At 60.7% G+C, this 16,549-nt stretch carries 12 protein-coding genes; 6 read left to right on the top strand and 6 right to left on the bottom strand.

What is annotated here, in order from left to right:
* Position 1 precedes the first annotated feature (1 nt).
* Together osmF and MJ639_RS08045 are read right to left on the bottom strand one after the other, a co-directional pair.
* Entirely contained in the window at positions 2–916 is a 915-nt protein-coding gene (gene osmF, locus MJ639_RS08050; protein ID WP_243370132.1) for a glycine betaine ABC transporter substrate-binding protein OsmF, read from the bottom strand.
* A 179-nt stretch (positions 917–1,095) separates the two neighbouring features.
* The gene (locus MJ639_RS08045; RefSeq protein ID WP_243370130.1) at positions 1,096–1,305 is read right to left on the bottom strand and encodes a DUF4170 domain-containing protein; all 210 of its coding nucleotides are present in this window, start codon (positions 1,303–1,305) and stop codon (positions 1,096–1,098) included.
* Positions 1,306–1,525: 220 nt separating this feature from the next.
* Here MJ639_RS08045 and MJ639_RS08040 point away from each other — a divergent pair, with 220 nt between their 5' ends.
* A complete protein-coding gene (locus MJ639_RS08040) occupies positions 1,526–2,959 on the top strand; it encodes a helix-turn-helix domain-containing protein (RefSeq protein ID WP_243370128.1) in 1,434 nt (477 codons plus the stop codon).
* Here the strand turns inward: MJ639_RS08040 and MJ639_RS08035 are convergent, their stop codons facing one another.
* The 3 genes from MJ639_RS08035 to MJ639_RS08025 form a co-directional block, all read right to left on the bottom strand.
* Positions 2,960–3,475, bottom strand: a complete 516-nt coding sequence (locus MJ639_RS08035) for a GNAT family N-acetyltransferase (protein ID WP_243370126.1) — start codon at positions 3,473–3,475, stop codon at positions 2,960–2,962.
* The gene (locus MJ639_RS08030; RefSeq protein WP_243370124.1) at positions 3,475–4,203 is read right to left on the bottom strand and encodes a glutamine amidotransferase; all 729 of its coding nucleotides are present in this window, start codon (positions 4,201–4,203) and stop codon (positions 3,475–3,477) included. The genes MJ639_RS08035 and MJ639_RS08030 overlap by 1 nt, the downstream gene beginning before the upstream one ends.
* A gap of 137 nt (positions 4,204–4,340) precedes the next feature.
* Entirely contained in the window at positions 4,341–5,240 is a 900-nt protein-coding gene (locus MJ639_RS08025) for an ABC transporter substrate-binding protein (protein ID WP_243370122.1), read from the bottom strand.
* A 310-nt stretch (positions 5,241–5,550) separates the two neighbouring features.
* On the opposite strand from MJ639_RS08025, the gene MJ639_RS08020 reads away from it, so the two are divergent.
* The 5 genes from MJ639_RS08020 to MJ639_RS08000 all read left to right on the top strand — a co-directional run bounded on the left by MJ639_RS08020 (position 5,551) and on the right by MJ639_RS08000 (position 14,517).
* Positions 5,551–5,931 (top strand): response regulator, encoded by a 381-nt coding sequence (locus MJ639_RS08020; protein WP_243370888.1) that lies wholly within the window; start codon positions 5,551–5,553, stop codon positions 5,929–5,931.
* A 168-nt stretch (positions 5,932–6,099) separates the two neighbouring features.
* The gene (locus MJ639_RS08015) at positions 6,100–9,723 is read left to right on the top strand and encodes a FecR domain-containing protein (RefSeq protein ID WP_243370120.1); all 3,624 of its coding nucleotides are present in this window, start codon (positions 6,100–6,102) and stop codon (positions 9,721–9,723) included.
* Positions 9,724–9,725: 2 nt separating this feature from the next.
* Positions 9,726–11,702: a CHASE2 domain-containing protein gene (locus MJ639_RS08010; RefSeq protein WP_243370118.1), complete on the top strand. Its 1,977-nt coding sequence runs from the start codon at positions 9,726–9,728 to the stop codon at positions 11,700–11,702.
* A 112-nt stretch (positions 11,703–11,814) separates the two neighbouring features.
* Positions 11,815–12,702 carry a cation diffusion facilitator family transporter gene (locus MJ639_RS08005; RefSeq protein WP_243370116.1) on the top strand — a complete coding sequence of 296 codons (888 nt, stop codon included), beginning with the start codon at positions 11,815–11,817 and terminating at the stop codon, positions 12,700–12,702.
* Between the two features lie 102 nt (positions 12,703–12,804).
* Positions 12,805–14,517, top strand: a complete 1,713-nt coding sequence (locus MJ639_RS08000; protein WP_243370114.1) for a methyl-accepting chemotaxis protein — start codon at positions 12,805–12,807, stop codon at positions 14,515–14,517.
* A 521-nt stretch (positions 14,518–15,038) separates the two neighbouring features.
* Here the strand turns inward: MJ639_RS08000 and MJ639_RS07995 are convergent.
* Complete coding sequence (locus MJ639_RS07995; protein WP_243370112.1) at positions 15,039–16,418, bottom strand: glycosyltransferase family protein; 1,380 nt, start codon at positions 16,416–16,418, stop codon at positions 15,039–15,041.
* Positions 16,419–16,549: the final 131 nt, after the last annotated feature.

Raw genomic sequence — 16,549 nt, 5'->3', positions numbered from 1 at the left:
CTTATTTAAGAAACCCTTTGGACTTCAGATAGTCGCTCGCAACCGCCTTTGCAGCCTCACCGCCCACCTGCACACGTGCATTCAGCTTCTGAAGAGTTGTGAGATCGAGCGAGGCGAAGACGGGCTTCAGGACCTCGGCGATCTTCGGATTTTCCTTCAACACGGATTCGCGAATGATCGGCGCGGGCGCATAAACCGGCTGCACGCCCTTGTCATCCTCCAGCACTACGAGACCCGAAGGCGCGATGCCGCCATCGGTGCCGTAGACCATCGCGGCATTCGCACCGCTGGTCTGCTCGGCCGCCGCCTTGATGGTGGCCGCCGTATCGCCACCGGACAGCACGATGAGCTGTTCGGGCTTCATGGTGAAGCCGTAGACTTTCTGGAAGGAGGGAAGAGCCGCATCCGAATTCACGAATTCGGCGGAAGCCGCGAGTTTAACCTGCCCGCCGCCGGACACCCATTTGCCGAAATCGGACAGGGTCTTGAGCTTGTTGGCCTCGGTCACGTCGCGACGCAGCGCGATGGCCCAGGTGTTGTTGGCGGGAGCCGGATCGAGCCAGACGATCTTGTTGGCGTCGTAATCCAGCTTCTTGGCGGTCTCGAAACCCTTGGCCGCGTCCTTCCAGACCGCATCGTCCGCCTTGTTGAAGAAGAAGCCGGCATTACCGGTATATTCGGGATAGATGTCGATCTCGCCCGCCGTGATCGCCTTGCGCACCACCGGGGTCGCGCCGAGCTGGATGCGGTCCTGCGTTTTGATGCCGTTGGCCTCCAGGGTCAGGAGAATCATGTTCCCCAGGACCGATCCTTCCGTGTCGATCTTCGAGGAAACCACCACATCGGCTTTAGCGGGGCTCAGGGCCGCCAGACCCAGGCCCAGGGCAACGACAACGGTTTTCAAAGCGGGCTTCATGCTTGTTCCTCAGCGTGATCGAACGAGAGACAGACTCATTCTAGGTCACGACACGGATTTAGGCAGAGGGCTGCGCCTCTGAGTCCTGTTCACCCGCATAAAAACTTCGTGCTGAAACGCAATCGCCCACCGCCGGGGCATTCCGGCGATGGACGATGATGAATTCGGAAAAATTCGGTTCAGGCCGTCAGAACCGCCGGGGGCTCCTGCGCGATGGTGAAGCGCACCTGGGCCTGCGGGCGGTGATCCTCGGACAGCGTGCGCCAGGTACGCTCGGCTTCCGTACGGCTCTCGAAGGGGCCGACCACCCGCTCGGTTCCCTTCACGATGGTTTCGCACTCGCAAGACGTGTACTCGCCGCCCACCACCCAGAATCGCGATTGTTGCATGGCCGTTCTCCTTGCCGATCCAGGGGCTATGCCCCTTTTTGCTGATTTTACATCCGTTGACAAAAGCTCTTCCAAACCCACAAACTCATAAGATCGGCAGAGCATCTGAAGGGTATAATTCCAGAAGAAGCCTTTGTTTCAATGGCTGATTTCAAAAGAAAAGTGGCCTTGTAAATTGCCGACACGAACTAGCGAGTAAACTTGTAAAAAGATTTACAAAATGGATGAGAGCAGAAAACTCTTCGTCGGCCCCCGCCTCAAGCGCCTGCGCCGGGACCTGAACCTGAGCCAAGCTCGTATGGCCGAGGAACTCGGGCTCTCGCCCAGCTACCTGAACCTGATGGAGCGCAACCAGCGCCCGATCACGGCCCAGGTGCTGATCCGTCTCGCCCATGCCTATTCCCTCGACCCGCGCGAATTCGCCAATGACGACCACGAGCGCACCGCGTCGGAGCTGGAGGAAATCTTCGCCGATCCGCTCTTTCGCAGCGCACCTGTCTCCCGCATCGAGCTGCGCGAAACCATCGAGCACGCGCCGTCCCTCGTGGATGCGGTCAACCGCCTTTACCGCGCCTATCAGGCCATGCGCGGCGCGCGCGAGGCGATGACGCCGAATCTGAATGACCGCGACCGCGCGGAGGATGCGCCGCAGGTCAATCCGGTGGACCGGGTGCGCGAACTGATCCACGAGGCGAAGAACCATTTTCCGGAACTCGACGAGGCCGCCGAGACGCTTGCCTCGGATCTCGCCGTCACGGGTCACGAGCCTTTCTTCGCGATTGCGGAGCGGCTGCGCTCCAAGCATGGCATCCGCGTGCGCGTCATGCCCATCGACGTGATGTCGGATAATTTGCGGCGCTACGATCACCACCGCCGCCAACTCCTCATCTCGGAACTGGTCGATCCGTCCGGCCGGACCTTCCAGGCCGCCTATCAGCTTGCCTTCGCCGAGATGCGCGCGACCATCGATGCGCTTGCCCTCAAACTCGAGCCGACGGACGGGCCCGCGCGGCGATTGCTGCGCGTGTCTTTCGGCAATTATTTCGCCGGCGCGCTGATGATGCCCTACGGCAAGTTCCACGCGGCGGCCGAAGCCCTCGGCTATGATGTGGAAGTGCTCGGCGCGCGCTTCGGCGCGAGCTTCGAGCAGGTGGCGCACCGCCTCACCACCCTGGCCCGGCCCGGCGCACGCGGCATCCCGTTCTTCCTCGTGCGTGTGGATGCGGCAGGCAACGTGTCGAAGCGCTTTTCATCAGGCCGTTTTCCGTTTTCGCAATTCGGCGGCACTTGCCCGCTCTGGAACCTGCATTCGACCTTCAAGATGCCCGGACAGGTGGTGACGCAGATCGTCGAATTGCCCGACAGCTCGCGCTGGTTCTCCATGGCGCGCGCGGTGAAGCGCGCGTTCAATCCCTGGGGCATGCCGGATCCGCAATTCGTGGTGGGCCTCGGCTGCGAACTGAAATACGCGCATCGTCTCGTCTATGCGCGCGGTCTCGATCTCGCCGCTGCGGACGCCACGCCCATCGGCATCAATTGCCGCCTGTGCGAGCGCGTCGCCTGCCCGCAGCGCGCCGCACCGCCCATGATGCATGCCCTGATCGTGGACGAGATGAAGCGCGGCGTCTCGCCGTTCGAATTCGATGCGACCTGATCAGGATCGAGGCCGGTCGTGCCGGTAGAAGGCGTTGGGGATGCCGTTGAGATCGCGCGCATCCGTGAGCTTCATGCCGACTTTCTCGAGCACGCGGCGTGAAGCCTTGTGATCGGCGACTGCAAACCCGATCACGTGATCGCGGGATGTCGTCCGGTAGATCCATTGAAGCAGGGCGCCGGCCACTTCCGTGGCATAGCCCTGCCCCCAGAAATCGCGCTTAAGGCTGTAGCCGAGTTCGAGTTCGTCAGTGTCACCATGAAGACCGAAGCCGGCCCGGCCAACGAACCGTCCCTGCATGTCGAAGATCTTGAACTTCGACCAGCCATAGGCAGCATAATCGGCGCGAAACCTGGCGAGCTTATCTCGAAGAATCGCCTCATCCCAAATTGGTTCTCCGGCTTCGAGGAAGTGCTGCACTTCAGGGTCGCCGTGCAATTCGGCGAGCAAGGGGAAATCGTCTTCCTCCCAGGGATAAAGCCGCAAGCGCTCCGTCGTGAGAACAGGATCGGTCATCAGGCGTTCGCTCTCTCATCGAGCCAGTGATCGAGAAAACGGTTGATCCAGAGCGACACATGCGGATCGTACTGAAAGCGCCCGTCGATCTGGCGGATGCGGTCCTGGGCGCCCGGCATGGAGAGACGTTCTTCTGCCACCACGGTCCAGCGGCACATCATGGCGTGGGTGACTTCGGGGTGAAACTGCAGGCCGAAGGCCTTGACGCCGACCTGAATCGCTTGGGTCGGAAAATCGTCGCCCATGGCAAGCGTTTCCGCTCCGGACGGGCAATCGAATCCTTCGCGATGCCAATGATAGACATGGCTGGGCCAAGGCATGTCCCAGGCCTCGCTCAGGCGCATACCGGCTTCCGTCGGGACCAGGGGATAATAGCCGATCTCGGCGCGGCCTTCCGGATGCTGCCAGACACCTGCTCCCATATGCTTCGCGAGCATCTGAGCGCCCAGGCATAATCCGAGGAAGGGCTTGTTCTCCTTCAGGGGCACGCCGATCCAGTCGATCTCCGTCTTGATGAAATCGTCGGGATCGTTGGCGCTCATCGGACCGCCGAAGATCACGGCGCCGGCATGCTCGCTCAGGGTCTCGGGCAGAGGATCGCCGAAACGGGGACGGCGTATGTCGAGCCGGTGTCCGCGTTCCGCGAGCAGACGCCCGACCCGGCCGGGCGTCGAATGCTCCTGATGCAGGACGATGAGAACCGGCGCTTTGGCCTTCCGCCTAGGCATGACTGCACTTTCTTGCAGCGTCATCCCAGACCCGTTGCGGACAAGCACGGAGAGACGCCGGAACCCTTCGACTGAACATGGCTCGATTATTCAGGAGAAAGGACGCCTTTCGCAAGACCCTTCAAGCCGGGCCCATCTCAAGGCGAGGTTCTTGGACCCGGCGCTGCTTTACCCAACGTGTCGAGATAGCGCCGGGCCACGTCTTGCGGGGTTTTCTCCTCGACGACGATCTCCGCGTTGAGGGATTGGAGTTTTGCCGTCGTGAGGGAGGCAAAAACCGGAGCAAGCGCTTGGGTGATCTTGGGGTAGCGCTGCAGAATCTCCGCGCGGATGACGGGCGCGGGCTCATAGACGATCTGCGCGCCCTTCATGTCCTTCATCACCACGAGATCGAATGTGGCGATGGCCCCGTCCGTCCCGTAGACCATCGCTGCGTTTACGCCTTCGATATTGCGCACGGCGGCGCGCATGGTCTTCATGGTGTCGCCCCCCGGTTGAATGACGATGCGGTCGCGGGGGAAATGGAAGTTATAGATCCGTTCGAATGACGGAAGAGCCGCAGGGCTCTCCACGAATTCCGCGGAGGCGGCGAGCTTGAGATCGGCCGAGCGTTTCACCGCTTCCGCGAAATCCGCCATGGTGATCAGATTCCGACGCCGCGCCACATCGCCCCTAACGGCGATCAGCCAGGTGTTGTTGGCCGGGGCCCGGGGGAGCCACACGAGCTTGTGCCGTTCGTGATCCAATCGCCTGACGGTTTGGAAGGCGGTTTCCGGCGTCTTCCATGCCGGATCGTCGGGCATATTGTGGAAGAACGCCCCGTTTCCCGTGTATTCGGGATAGATATGGATTTCGCCTGCCAGAATGGCCTCGCGGACCCTTTGAGTCGGCCCGAAATGCAGCTTGCGGTCGACGGGAATGCCTTGCCGCTCCAGCACCAGGGCAATCATGCTCCCAAGCAGCGCCCCTTCCGTGTCGGCCTTGGAAGCCACCACCACCCGTGGTCCATCCTGAGCCGCGAGCGGCGCGCAAGACATGATACCAATGAGACATAAGGCGAAGAGTCGCATGAAAACCTTGAATAACCGGAATTTCCCCATCGCTTTACCTAATAAAGTCAAGCTCTTCGGGACCTATGCAATTGGCATTGCCTGCTCTAAGATCAACTAGGCTATAAGGCGGGGAGATTGGCAAGGTTTCCATCGGCTTTTGCACCTTGGTGCAAGAATGATAGAACTTTGATTCTCAACGTCGTTTTCGGGGCGCGTCGATTAACATAAGTTAGTCAGAGAGCAACGAAAGCGGCTGAGTCTCTCTATAAGAGAAAGAGCAACGGTGACTGACGGCATGACCAGCGACGGTGATTTGAACGGCCTGCGCATCCTTGTGGTGGAAGACGAGGCTGCAATCTCGCTGCTGTTGGAAGACATGCTGCTCGATTTCGGCTGCGAGGTGATCGGCCCGGCCGCGCGCCTTTCCGCAGCGCTCGACGCGGTTTCCAAGGAGCAGGTGGATCTCGCCATCCTCGACGTGAATGTCGCCGGCGAGCCGATCTATCCGGTGGCCGAAGCCCTGGCCCAGCGCTCCATTCCCTTTGTTTTCTCGACAGGCTACGGCAGCGCCGGCATCCGCGATTCCTTCCGCGACCGCCCCGTCCTGCAGAAGCCTTTCGCCCAGCACGACCTGAAGCAGAAGCTGATCATGGCCCGGAGCACCAGCTCCTCCTGACCGGTCACCCTCTTCAAAGGCTGCATTCTCTCCGAGTTTACGCAACGGAAGAGGCATGTGCTCCAGAGCACAGCTGCTCCCGACTGATTCAGCTTTGATCCTGCAACATTCCTGCTAAGCTCGGATTCCCCAGGGTCAAGTAACGTTATCACGTCTGTTGCGGTAGCCATGCGTTCTCTCCAACTTCTTGCGGCGGCAAGCACCCTCGCGCTTTGTCTCAGCGAGGCTCATGCCCAGTCACCCGTCCCCCGACAGATTCCGGCCGTGGGCTCGATCGTGGCCGCCAAGGGCGGCGAGGAAATGCGCTTCGTCCGCGAGGATCTCTGGCGCGCGGCTGAAATCAGGCAGGACGTGATCGGCGGCGACGTGCTGCGCACCAACGCTATCGGCAATTTGGCGATCCTCTTTGCCGACCAGACCCAGATCCGCGTCGGCCGCAATTCCACGCTCACCGTGAACGGCGTCGCAGGCGGCGGCAGCGGCACCACGAACCTCAATCTCGATGCCGGCAACATCTGGGCCCGCGCTGCCCGTGGAGGAACCGGTGTCGATGTGAAGACGCCGGCGGCCGTAGCCGCCATTCGCGGCACCGATTGGTCGCTGTCCGTCGAAGGAGGCCGAACCTCTCTTGTCGTGCTCGAAGGCGTGGTGGAACTACGCAACCCGCAGGGCTCCGTGACGGTGCGCCAGGGCGAAGGCGCTGTTGCATCCATCGGTCAGGCGCCGACGAAATTCGTGCTCACGAATTCCGAGGATCGCGAGCAGATGCTCTTCTACATGAGCCTGCGCGATACCTTCTCGTCGATGCCGGTCTCGCCGCTGACGGGCCCTGCCCTGCGGGCCGAGCGTGTAAGAGTCGCAAGCATTGCGCCCGAGCGGCGCAGCACCGAGGACTGGCTGAGCCTTGCCGAGACAGCGCTCGTTCTCGATGGTCGCAACGTTGCAGCGCAGGCTCTGGCGGAAGCACGCGCCAAGGGTTTGAGCGCCACGCAGCGCGCGCGGGCCGATCTTGTGGAGGCAACCCTGCTCGGATCGGAGCACCGCTGGTCCGAGGCTGCCGCCCTCTTCGGCAAAGCCGAGCGCGGCGTCGATGCCAAGCGGCGCGTGATCGCTTCTTACGGACGCTACATCGCGCAATCGCTCGCCGATCCCAAGCGCGTTTATGCGGAACCGAAATTCTCCTCCAACGATCCTCTCGCCGCTTTGGCCCATGCCTATGTGGTCGCTTTCCGGCAGGATCTGAAAGCCGCCGCTGACGTTCTCAAGGCCGCAGAGAAACGCTTCCCAAACGATGCACGCATCGCCGTGATGTCGGCGCAGGTCTCCTACGCTCTCAACCGGCGCGAGGAGATGCGCGCATCGATCGCCCGTGCGAAAGCCATCGATCCTGACGATCCGGAAGTGATCTCTGCCGACAGCAATATTCGCGGCGACATCGACGGCGAGGTGAATGCCGCCGTCGAATCCTTGCGGAAAGCTGCCGCTATCGCGCCGGGCAACTCGAATATCTGGAACAGCCTCGGCCTGTTCGAATCCGACCGCGACCGGCCTCTCGCAGCAGAGGAAGCGCTGCGGCGCGCGATTGCTGAAGATCCCGGCAGTCCGGTCTCCTACGCCAATCTCGCCATTATTCTTCTCGACCAGAGCCGCGTCGAAGAGGCTGGCGCTCTGATCGACAAGGCGCTCGCGCTCGATCCCGGCTTCCACGTGGCCTACATTGCGCGTGGCCGTTACTTGCTGCAGAAGGGCGAAGCCGTGAAGGCCATCGAGGCCATTCTTGCTGGTTCCGCCGCCAATCCGGCCTTGTCTCAGGGCCTGCTGATGGCCGCCATCGCCTATTACCAGAATGGCGATGAGGACCTGGCCGATCAGGCCCTCGACAATGCCGACCGTCTCGATCCCAACGATCCCGTCGTATCGAGCGTCCGCACGGCCATCGCTATCGATCAGTACCAGGCCGATCAGGCCGTGCTCGCCGCACGTGAAACTCTGCGGCGTTACCGTGACCGTGGCGGCGATTTCGCAGGACTTGCAGTCAACAAGGATGGCGGCTCCTATCCGGCGCAAGCCTATCGCTTCCTGAACTTGAATGAGTGGTCGCGCTTTTATGGCGACCGCACGTTCGACCCGTTCAATGCAGCGAGCTATTTCGACCAGGCAGTCGTCGAGCGTCCCAACCTGTTCACCGCGCGGCCCGATGTCTCCACCATCGAAACCGGTGTCGATGCGGATCTGACGACGCTCAACCTCACGCTCCAAGGCCTGTTCTTCGATCCCCTCGCCGTCTCAGGCCGCATCGGGCGTCTCGACCTGATCCGCCGCCCCTTCCTCGATGCCGAAATTGGCGGCGGCGTACTGTCGCGCAACGGCCATGTGGGTTGGCTAGCGGAAGGCACTGTTCAGGGCTATTCCAACGAGCCGTTGCCGACTTCCTTCTCGCTGACGGCAGGCCGAGCCCGAGCAGGCCGCGGCGCTTCCATCGACCGCGAGGACGAAACCAGGGGCGCGTTCTTCATCGGCGCGGCCCCTTCTGCCTCGGATCGCTTCGTGCTGTTCGGCGCAGCCTCGGAGAGCGAGCCGGGCCTCGCAACCATCGACACGCCGACGACTGCGTTCACGGGTACGCAGGACACCACCACCGTTCTCGGCGGCGCGGGCTGGAGCCACAGCTTCAGCGACAGAAACGTGCTGACGGCAGCGGTTTTCGGCCAGCGCGGTCTCGACCTTCAATCTTCAACCTTCGGCCTTCTCACTCCAACCAGCCTTCTCTTGGGAAATCAGAGAAAGCGCATTCGCACAGAAGGCGCCATGGCGGCTCTGGCGCACACCATCGGCTTCGGCGATTTCACTCTGCGTTACGGTTTCGAGGCGCAACGCGGGAACACATTCAGCAGGACGACGGGCAGGCTCTACACCTTCGACATAACGGGCCAGCAAACGAGCGCTCCCATCGCTGAGGAATCCGACATCGATTTCAGCGCGAACCGCCTCTATGCCGATCTCTACTGGCGCCCGTCCGATTGGTTCGAAGCGCAAGCCGGCATCCAGCGTACCGCACTGGACACGGATTCAGGCGACACCGATGCCGTCTCACCACGTGTCGGCATCGGCTTCTCGCCGTTCGAGGGCCACTGGCTGCGGGCCGCCTATCGCAGCGACGGCCTGATGCCGTTGGCCTTTACGCTCTCGCCTGTGACCACCGTGGGTCTCGTTCCCAACAATCTGCCGCTGGCACTCGGCGGCGAGGTCGACACATTGGCCCTGCGTTGGGATGCGGAATGGTCGCCCTATCTGTTCACCGCGCTCGAATATCAGCGGCAGGAAGCGGAGAACCTCGATATCGGCGTGCCGAACACGTTCGGCACGATCCCCATCGACAAGGCGCGCATCGAGCGTTTTGCCGCAACGGCCAATCTCTGGCTGACCCATGGCTTCGGCGTCTTCGGCACTGTCGGCACACAATCGGCTGAAGTCACTGCCGGATTGGCGGACGGCAGGGACGTGCCGCTGATCGCAGGCAATTTCGCGCGGACCGGCGTGACTTTCGTTCACCCTTCGCGTCTCAAGTTGACAGTGGCAGCCACCTTCGTGGGTGATCTCACCGGCAATCTCGCCGGACGCGAGCTCGACGATTACTGGACGGCGGATGCTGCGCTCACCTGGGAAACGCCGGATCGCAGGTTGCTTGTGGGCCTGAGCGTCCTCAACATGTTCGATGAGCAATACGAGGTCGCCCCGGACGTTCCTGGATCGGGACGCACCTTCGCCGCAACCCTGAAGGCGCGGTTCTAAGAGTGGACGGTCGCGGCAACGCCCCGACATCGCGGATCGGAGAGCCGCTCTGGCGGCACTTCGTCATGGCGGGGCTCATCGCGGCCCTGCTGACGCCGCTCGTTTTCTTCGAGCCTTTCAAGCTCATCGAGGCGAAGGTGTTCGACATTCTCTCGATCATCTCGCCGCCGAAGCCTGATCCTTACGGTGTCGAGGTGGTGGCCATCGACGAGCCGTCCTTTTCCCAGATCGGGCAACGCTGGCCCTGGCCACGCACCTTGCATGCGCAGCTTGCCGAGCATCTGCGTGCAGCGGGCGCGAAGGTGATCGTCTTCGACGTGATCTTCTCCGAGCCTTCGACGGAGGAAGACGACAAGCGGCTCGCGGCCGCACTCGGCCCCGACGTGGTTCTGGCAGCCGACGATGTGCTGACCAAACTCGAACACGGCGTTCAGGTCACGCGCGTCAATCCCATCGACCCGTTCCTCGATGCAGGCGCAGTCCCCGGCGTTGCATCGGTTGCACCCGATGGCGATATTTACCTGCGCCAGATGCCTACCCAGGCCGACAGCTTCGCGGCGGAGGTTCTGCGCCTTGCCGGACATCCCGTGCAGCCGCCGCCGGAAGGGGCACTCATCCAGCACTTCGGCCCGACACGCACCTATCCCACCGTGTCCTATTATCAGGCGCTCGATCCGGAGGAATTCCTCCAGCCTGGACGCTTCAAGGACAAGATCGTGCTGGTGGGCTTGAGCCTGAAGGCCGCGACTTCCGCCGATGCCGGCGCGCCCGATACATTCGCAACCGCCTACACCCTGACGACAGGCGACCTGACCGCCGGCGTGGAAGTCCAGGCCACCATCATCGACAATCTGCGTCTCGGCCTGTTCGTCATCCCGCTGCCGCGCATCGCTGTTCTGGCCTTGCTCTTCGGCGGGGCCTTTCTCGCAGCCGCCCTGTCCATTCGCGGTGTCACATGGCGCACCGGGTTTGCCGCGCTCTTCGTGGTCATCCTTCTCGTCGCGGGCGCGTGGGTCGTTCTGCGTTTCGAGCGCGTGTGGATGCCGCCCGTCCTGCCTGCTGCAGCGGCGCTTGCCGTCTTCGGCACCCGTTTCGGTCTCGATTATGCCCGCGAACGCCAGTTGCGCCATGCGGTCTCGGAGGCTTTCTCGCGCTATCTGTCGCCAGATCTCGTCGCCGAACTCGCGCGCGATCCGAGCTCGCTGAAACTCGGCGGCGAACGACGCAATCTCTCGATTCTCTTCTGCGACGTGCGCGGCTTCACCTCCCTGTCGGAAAGATTGAAAGACCAGCCGGAGCGGCTGACCTCGCTCATCAACCGCCTGCTCGATCCGCTCTCGGAAGCCGTGCTCAAGGAAGGCGGCACCATCGACAAATACATGGGCGACTGCGTGATGGCCTTCTGGAACGCGCCGCTGCCGCGCCCGGATCATCCGCAGCGCGCGGTGAGCGCGGCCCTGCACATGATGGAGGCGGTGAGCGCGCTGAACGAAACCCTGCGCCGTGAGGAAGGCGAGGACGCGCCCGTCTTCGCGGTTGGCATCGGCATCAACACGGGCGACTGCGTCGTGGGCAATGTGGGCTCGCGCTGGCGCTACGATTATTCCGTACTCGGCGATACGGTGAATCTCGCCTCGCGCCTGGAGAGCCTGTCGAAGGAATACAAGGTCTCGCTCATCCTCGGCCCGGATACGGCGGAGGCCGTGCGCGATGATTACGTGCTGATCGAATTGGATCGCATCGCGGTGCGCGGACGCGCGACGGAATCCGCCATCTTCACCGTCGTGGCGCCGGCTTCGCAACGGCATGATCCGGCTATCGCGGAGCTTGCCGAGACGCATGCTCGGGCGATCGAGGCGATGCGCGAGGGGCGACGGGACATCGCTCTCACCCATGTGGTGCGATGCCAATCCCTCGCGCCTTCTCTTGCCGATTACTACCGTACACTCCTGTACAAGATCAGCGCGATGCGGGATTGAATGGGCCGCTCTTGCGAGCGAATTGCAAGTAACCAGAAGGACTTGCACTCGATCTGCCAGTCATTATAAGGGCGGCTCACGTCACCCGTCGCCCCGTTATCCGATTCAAGCCATGAGCCGCATTCAAAAGCTTGCCATGGGCAGCATATTCGTTGGAGCGCTCGTCTTCGCGCTCAAATATGCCGCCTATTATCTCACGGGGAGCATCGCGCTCTATTCGGATGCGCTCGAGAGCATCATCAATGTGGTGACGGCGGTTGCGGCCCTCATGGCCATTCGCGTCAGCGCCGCGCCGGCGGATGCCAACCATCCTTACGGCCACCACAAGGTGGAATATTTCTCCGCCGTTCTCGAAGGTGTGCTGATTATCGTCGCGGCGCTGATGATCCTGCGCGAGGCCTATTTCGGATTCTTCTCGCCCAAGATGCTCGACGCGCCGGGAATCGGACTTGCCGCCAACGCGATAGCCACGGCCATCAACGGCTTATGGTCATGGGTTCTGATCCGCCAGGGCCGCCGCATGCGCTCGCCCGCGCTCACCGCCGATGGGCGCCATCTCATGACCGACGTGGTTACCTCTATCGGTGTTCTCGTCGGCCTGGTCTTCGTCCCGATTACGGGCTGGGCGTGGCTTGACCCTGTGCTCGCGGCTTTTGTCGCCGTGAACATCCTCTGGTCGGGCTGGGGCCTGATCAAGGAAAGCATCGGCGGTCTCATGGACGAAGCCCTGCCGGAAGCCACCCTTTCCAAGGTGCGTGAGATCATCTCGAGCAATGCAGAAGGCGCCATCGAGGCGCATGACCTACGCACGCGTCATGCAGGCAAGATGACCTTCATCGATTTTCACCTCGTGGTGCCCGGTGCCATGAGCGTGACGAACGCACACGATATCTGCGACCGCATCGAGCGCGCGCTCAAGGACGAGATCGAGGATGCGCTCATCACGATCCACGTGGAGCCCGACAACAAGGCAAAGCACGCCGGAATCGTGGTTCTTTAAGGCTCCGGACGACATCTTCAGACAAGCCTCATCCCATATTTCTCAGCCGAATGTGTTTCGGCAGGCCGCCATGAATGATTGGTGGCAAGGATGAGGATCGAGATGTCTCAGGACAATATTGGCAATCGTTTGAAGTGGACCCGGGCGTTTACCGGAGTGGCGGGCCGGTTCTATGCCGGTATGACCGTCGGCATTCTGGCGTTGGTCGCGCTCTCTATTTTCGGATCGCTTACGATCTCCAATATCCTGCTCGAGCGGAAGCAGCTGGAGCTCAAGAGCCTCGCCCAGACAGCCACCACGCTCATTGCCGGCTACCAGGAGAGCGCCAAGAAGGGTGACATCTCGGTCGAAGAGGCAAAAAAGCGTTCCGCCGATGCCCTTCGCGCGATGCGCTATAACGGAAACGATTATTTCGTGGTGCTTGACTACAGCAATCTCGTTGTCGTGCATCCCAACAAGGACACGGAGGGCAAGAACCTCTCGGACATGAAGGATGTCAACGGAACCTACGTGACCCGCGAGCAGGTAGCGGCAGGCAGAAGAGGCGGCGACTTCGTGAGCTTCTATTGGCCGAAGTTGAATGAAACCGTGCCATCGCCGAAAACGGTCTACGCGATCGCCATCCCGCAATGGGAATGGGTCGTGGCGGCAGGCATGTATATCGACGATCTTGCTGTCATCAATGCCACCTACCGCAACATGTTTCTCGCTTTCGTCGGCATTTCCGCCATCGTTCTGATCGCGATTGCTTTCGGCCTCGGCCGCAGCATCTCCGGGCCGATCCAGAAACTCGTCGTCAGCATGCGCAGCCTCGCCAATGGCGATCTGACAGCGACGGTCGAAGGGGCATCCCGCCGGGACGAGATCGGTGTGATGGCAAAGGCCGTTCAGGTGTTCAAGGACAATGCCATCGAGGCACGTCATCTGGCGGAAGCACAGGAAGCGGAAACGCAAGCCAAGATGCGCCGCGCTCAGATGCTCGACGAGCTCACCAAACGCTTCGAGACAAAGGTGTCCTCTCTTACGCAGGGACTTACCTCGTCTGCGACGCAAATGGAAAGCACCGCGCAGTCGATGACCTCGGTCGCCAACCAAACGACGCAGCAATCGATGACCGTTTCCTCGGCGGCACAGCAGACTTCGGCTAATGTGCAGACGGTGGCAGCCGCCACGGAAGAGCTGTCGATCTCGATCCGCGAGATCGCTTCTCAGGTCGGCCAATCCTCACAGGTTGCCGAGCGTGCCGTGCAGGGCACCCAGCGTACCAACCAAACCGTGCAGGCGCTCGCCACATCCGCCGAGCGCATCGGCGACGTGGTGCAGCTCATCAACACTATCGCCGGCCAGACCAACCTCCTTGCGCTCAACGCCACCATCGAAGCGGCGCGTGCGGGCGAAGCCGGCAAGGGCTTTGCCGTGGTCGCTACCGAAGTGAAGGAGCTTGCCTCGCAGACAGCCAAGGCCACGGAGGAAATTTCCGCACAGATTTCCTCGGTGCAGCAGGCGACGCAGGAGACGGTGTCGGCAATCCAGGAGATTGCGCGCACCATCACCGAGATGTCGCAGATCTCGACCTCGATTGCGGCGGCAATGGAGGAACAGGGCGCGGCGACTGCCGAGATTGCCCGCAACGTGCAGGAGGCCGCCCGCGGCACCGAGGCCGTCACGGGAAGCATCAGCGATGTGCAGCAAGGCGCAGGTGAAACCGGCGCGGCCGCGAGCCAGGTTCTGGGCGCGGCCCAGGAGCTGTCCCGCCACTCCAACGAGTTGACCCTGGAAGTCTCGACCTTCCTCTCCGGCGTCAAAGCGGCCTGATAATCTCAAGCTTCTCCTAAAGCCCGGCAGTGCCGGGCTTTTTCTTTTCCGCTACGCTGAAACCAGGATCCTCTGTCGGCTTTTAGACAATGACAGGTCTTTTCTTCCATTCGAGGCATACCTGTCACGAGCAGCGGATCGGCATCATGGCGTCATGCGGGTTCCTTACAGCCGCCGACCGCAAGCATAACTGGCCGCGCACCCGCCCCGGCTTTGGAAGGATGGAGGCTGAGATCGTAAATCCGCCTGGGCTGAAAGCATCCTCCCCTCTGCAGGTTTGAGCGTGGGAAGGATTTTCCAGCTCCACAATCGCCTACGAAATAAACCGGTTGATCCGGATGAGCATCAATGATGCATGACCCTTGAGGTCACGACGGGCCCTGCACCTCCTCGCAAGGGCCCGTTTGCTTGAAGGCACGGTTCCGAGCGAGTAAAAGGCTCACTCATAGTAACCACCTAACTCCGCCAGAGCTTCGCACTGGGAGTATATCGACACGAGTTAGATTGTGATTAAGTTCACGTTATTCAGGCAATTTCTGGGGATTTTTTTCCATACCCAAGGGTTCGCCTGAAGAGGTCGATGCAGGCACTTCATCCCTAGCCCGCACGACTTCAAGTATTTGAGCGCGAAGCTGCTTGCTCTGCAAGACACCGAGGACTCGCTTTGAACGTTTCCGGACAAGCTTCCTCAAATAATCAATTGTCAGGGTTTTTGGTGCCCCGCATCCCAGCCAGTAATTGAGTTGTCGGGGATCGACCAGCCAAGCCTGTGGCGCTGTGCCTCGGGCAATTCGCACGTAACGTTCCGCGACTACCTCGGGAGCCCATTCTCGAGTGACATAGTTTTTCACCTCACGACCAAGATCCTGTCTGAGTGCTGGCGACAAGAGAAGATCTCTTACCCGATCCTTCATATGCTCCGGCTTTACATAGAGCGACATCGGAAGGTCTGTATCGCCGAGGAACCGGAGAGTTTCTTCCTGCGCATAACCACCAACCACAGCTGGCTTACCGAGAGTTGCAGCTTCAGTCGCAAGGCCGGCCAAGGGACCATCCGAGTACGCCTGGTCTATGACAAAGTCGCACTCGGAAAGCGCCTGCAGAACCTCGCTGTTACTCATTTTTGTCATCGAGGAGAAATCGATTGAAAAGCCTTCGGCTTTCAGTTCGGCAATGATCTGCTCAATGAAATCCGATCCCTTCACGGATCTGTTTGAAGGCGCATGGATGATACGGACAGGTCTAGGCTGATCTAACGGATCGAGCTCCTTCTGTGCTTCCGTTCCAGCGGCGCGTTGTGACAATGAAACGGGAAAGCCGATGATTGAGTGGTTGTAAAATGGCCGGGACTGCATTTGCCCGGCCGGCGGATTCTCAACGATAGCGGTACAATGCCTTGCAATCTTTTCGAGCTGAAGACGCTTGTCGTGACTATGCTGCACGGCTTTATTAAGCGACAATTCCTTCCCGGTATTCGTATAGACGCCATTGATGAAAATGGGGCGGGAAGCGCTTCCCAAGAAGGTGAAAATTGTCTTCTTGCGCAGGGCTCTAAGAATGAGGAGATCGTTCAATCCGTAGAAGGTTTCACCGATCGAAAATATGTAGACATCGCAGCGCAAAAGACTGAACACGAAGCAAAGAAACTTTGAGCAGGCAAGAAGCTGCCTCGTCCAGAACGAAGGGCTCAGCTTATGCTTACGATGCGCGCGCTCAAACCATCGCACTGGCAATGATGGTTTCTGGGATTGGAACTTTCGCAGGTAAGGATGATCATGTTCAAGGTCGATATACTCGACCCGATGCCCCAGCTTATCGAAGCCCTCTGCCAGAGAACTGAAATAACTTGCGGTGTTGGAGAACCCAATGAAGACACGGAAGTTTTTTGATTTCTTTGACATCTATATTAACTAGAACTTATGAAGACCACGAATTGCTGCTGTCATAGATCGAACTGCCGTCCTTGAAGCCCAGCAAGCGAGCCTTTTCCCAGCGATCTACGATATAATCGCCATATGGAACCGCACGATTG

This window comes from Microvirga solisilvae, from assembly GCF_022808595.1.
GTDB classification, from domain to species: domain Bacteria; phylum Pseudomonadota; class Alphaproteobacteria; order Rhizobiales; family Beijerinckiaceae; genus Microvirga; species Microvirga solisilvae.
Note: the sequence above shows the minus strand (reverse complement) of the source record. Positions and strands in the feature narration are given on the sequence as shown.

Coding starts and splice junctions, on each gene's coding strand:
- osmF (WP_243370132.1), bottom strand. CDS start 916: ATGAAGCCCGCTTTGAAAACCGTTGTCGTTGCCCTGGGCCTGGGTCTG.
- MJ639_RS08045 (WP_243370130.1), bottom strand. CDS start 1,305: ATGCAACAATCGCGATTCTGGGTGGTGGGCGGCGAGTACACGTCTTGC.
- MJ639_RS08040 (WP_243370128.1), top strand. CDS start 1,526: ATGGATGAGAGCAGAAAACTCTTCGTCGGCCCCCGCCTCAAGCGCCTG.
- MJ639_RS08035 (WP_243370126.1), bottom strand. CDS start 3,475: ATGACCGATCCTGTTCTCACGACGGAGCGCTTGCGGCTTTATCCCTGG.
- MJ639_RS08030 (WP_243370124.1), bottom strand. CDS start 4,203: ATGCCTAGGCGGAAGGCCAAAGCGCCGGTTCTCATCGTCCTGCATCAG.
- MJ639_RS08025 (WP_243370122.1), bottom strand. CDS start 5,240: ATGTCTTGCGCGCCGCTCGCGGCTCAGGATGGACCACGGGTGGTGGTG.
- MJ639_RS08020 (WP_243370888.1), top strand. CDS start 5,551: ATGACCAGCGACGGTGATTTGAACGGCCTGCGCATCCTTGTGGTGGAA.
- MJ639_RS08015 (WP_243370120.1), top strand. CDS start 6,100: ATGCGTTCTCTCCAACTTCTTGCGGCGGCAAGCACCCTCGCGCTTTGT.
- MJ639_RS08005 (WP_243370116.1), top strand. CDS start 11,815: ATGAGCCGCATTCAAAAGCTTGCCATGGGCAGCATATTCGTTGGAGCG.
- MJ639_RS08000 (WP_243370114.1), top strand. CDS start 12,805: ATGTCTCAGGACAATATTGGCAATCGTTTGAAGTGGACCCGGGCGTTT.
- MJ639_RS07995 (WP_243370112.1), bottom strand. CDS start 16,418: ATGTCAAAGAAATCAAAAAACTTCCGTGTCTTCATTGGGTTCTCCAAC.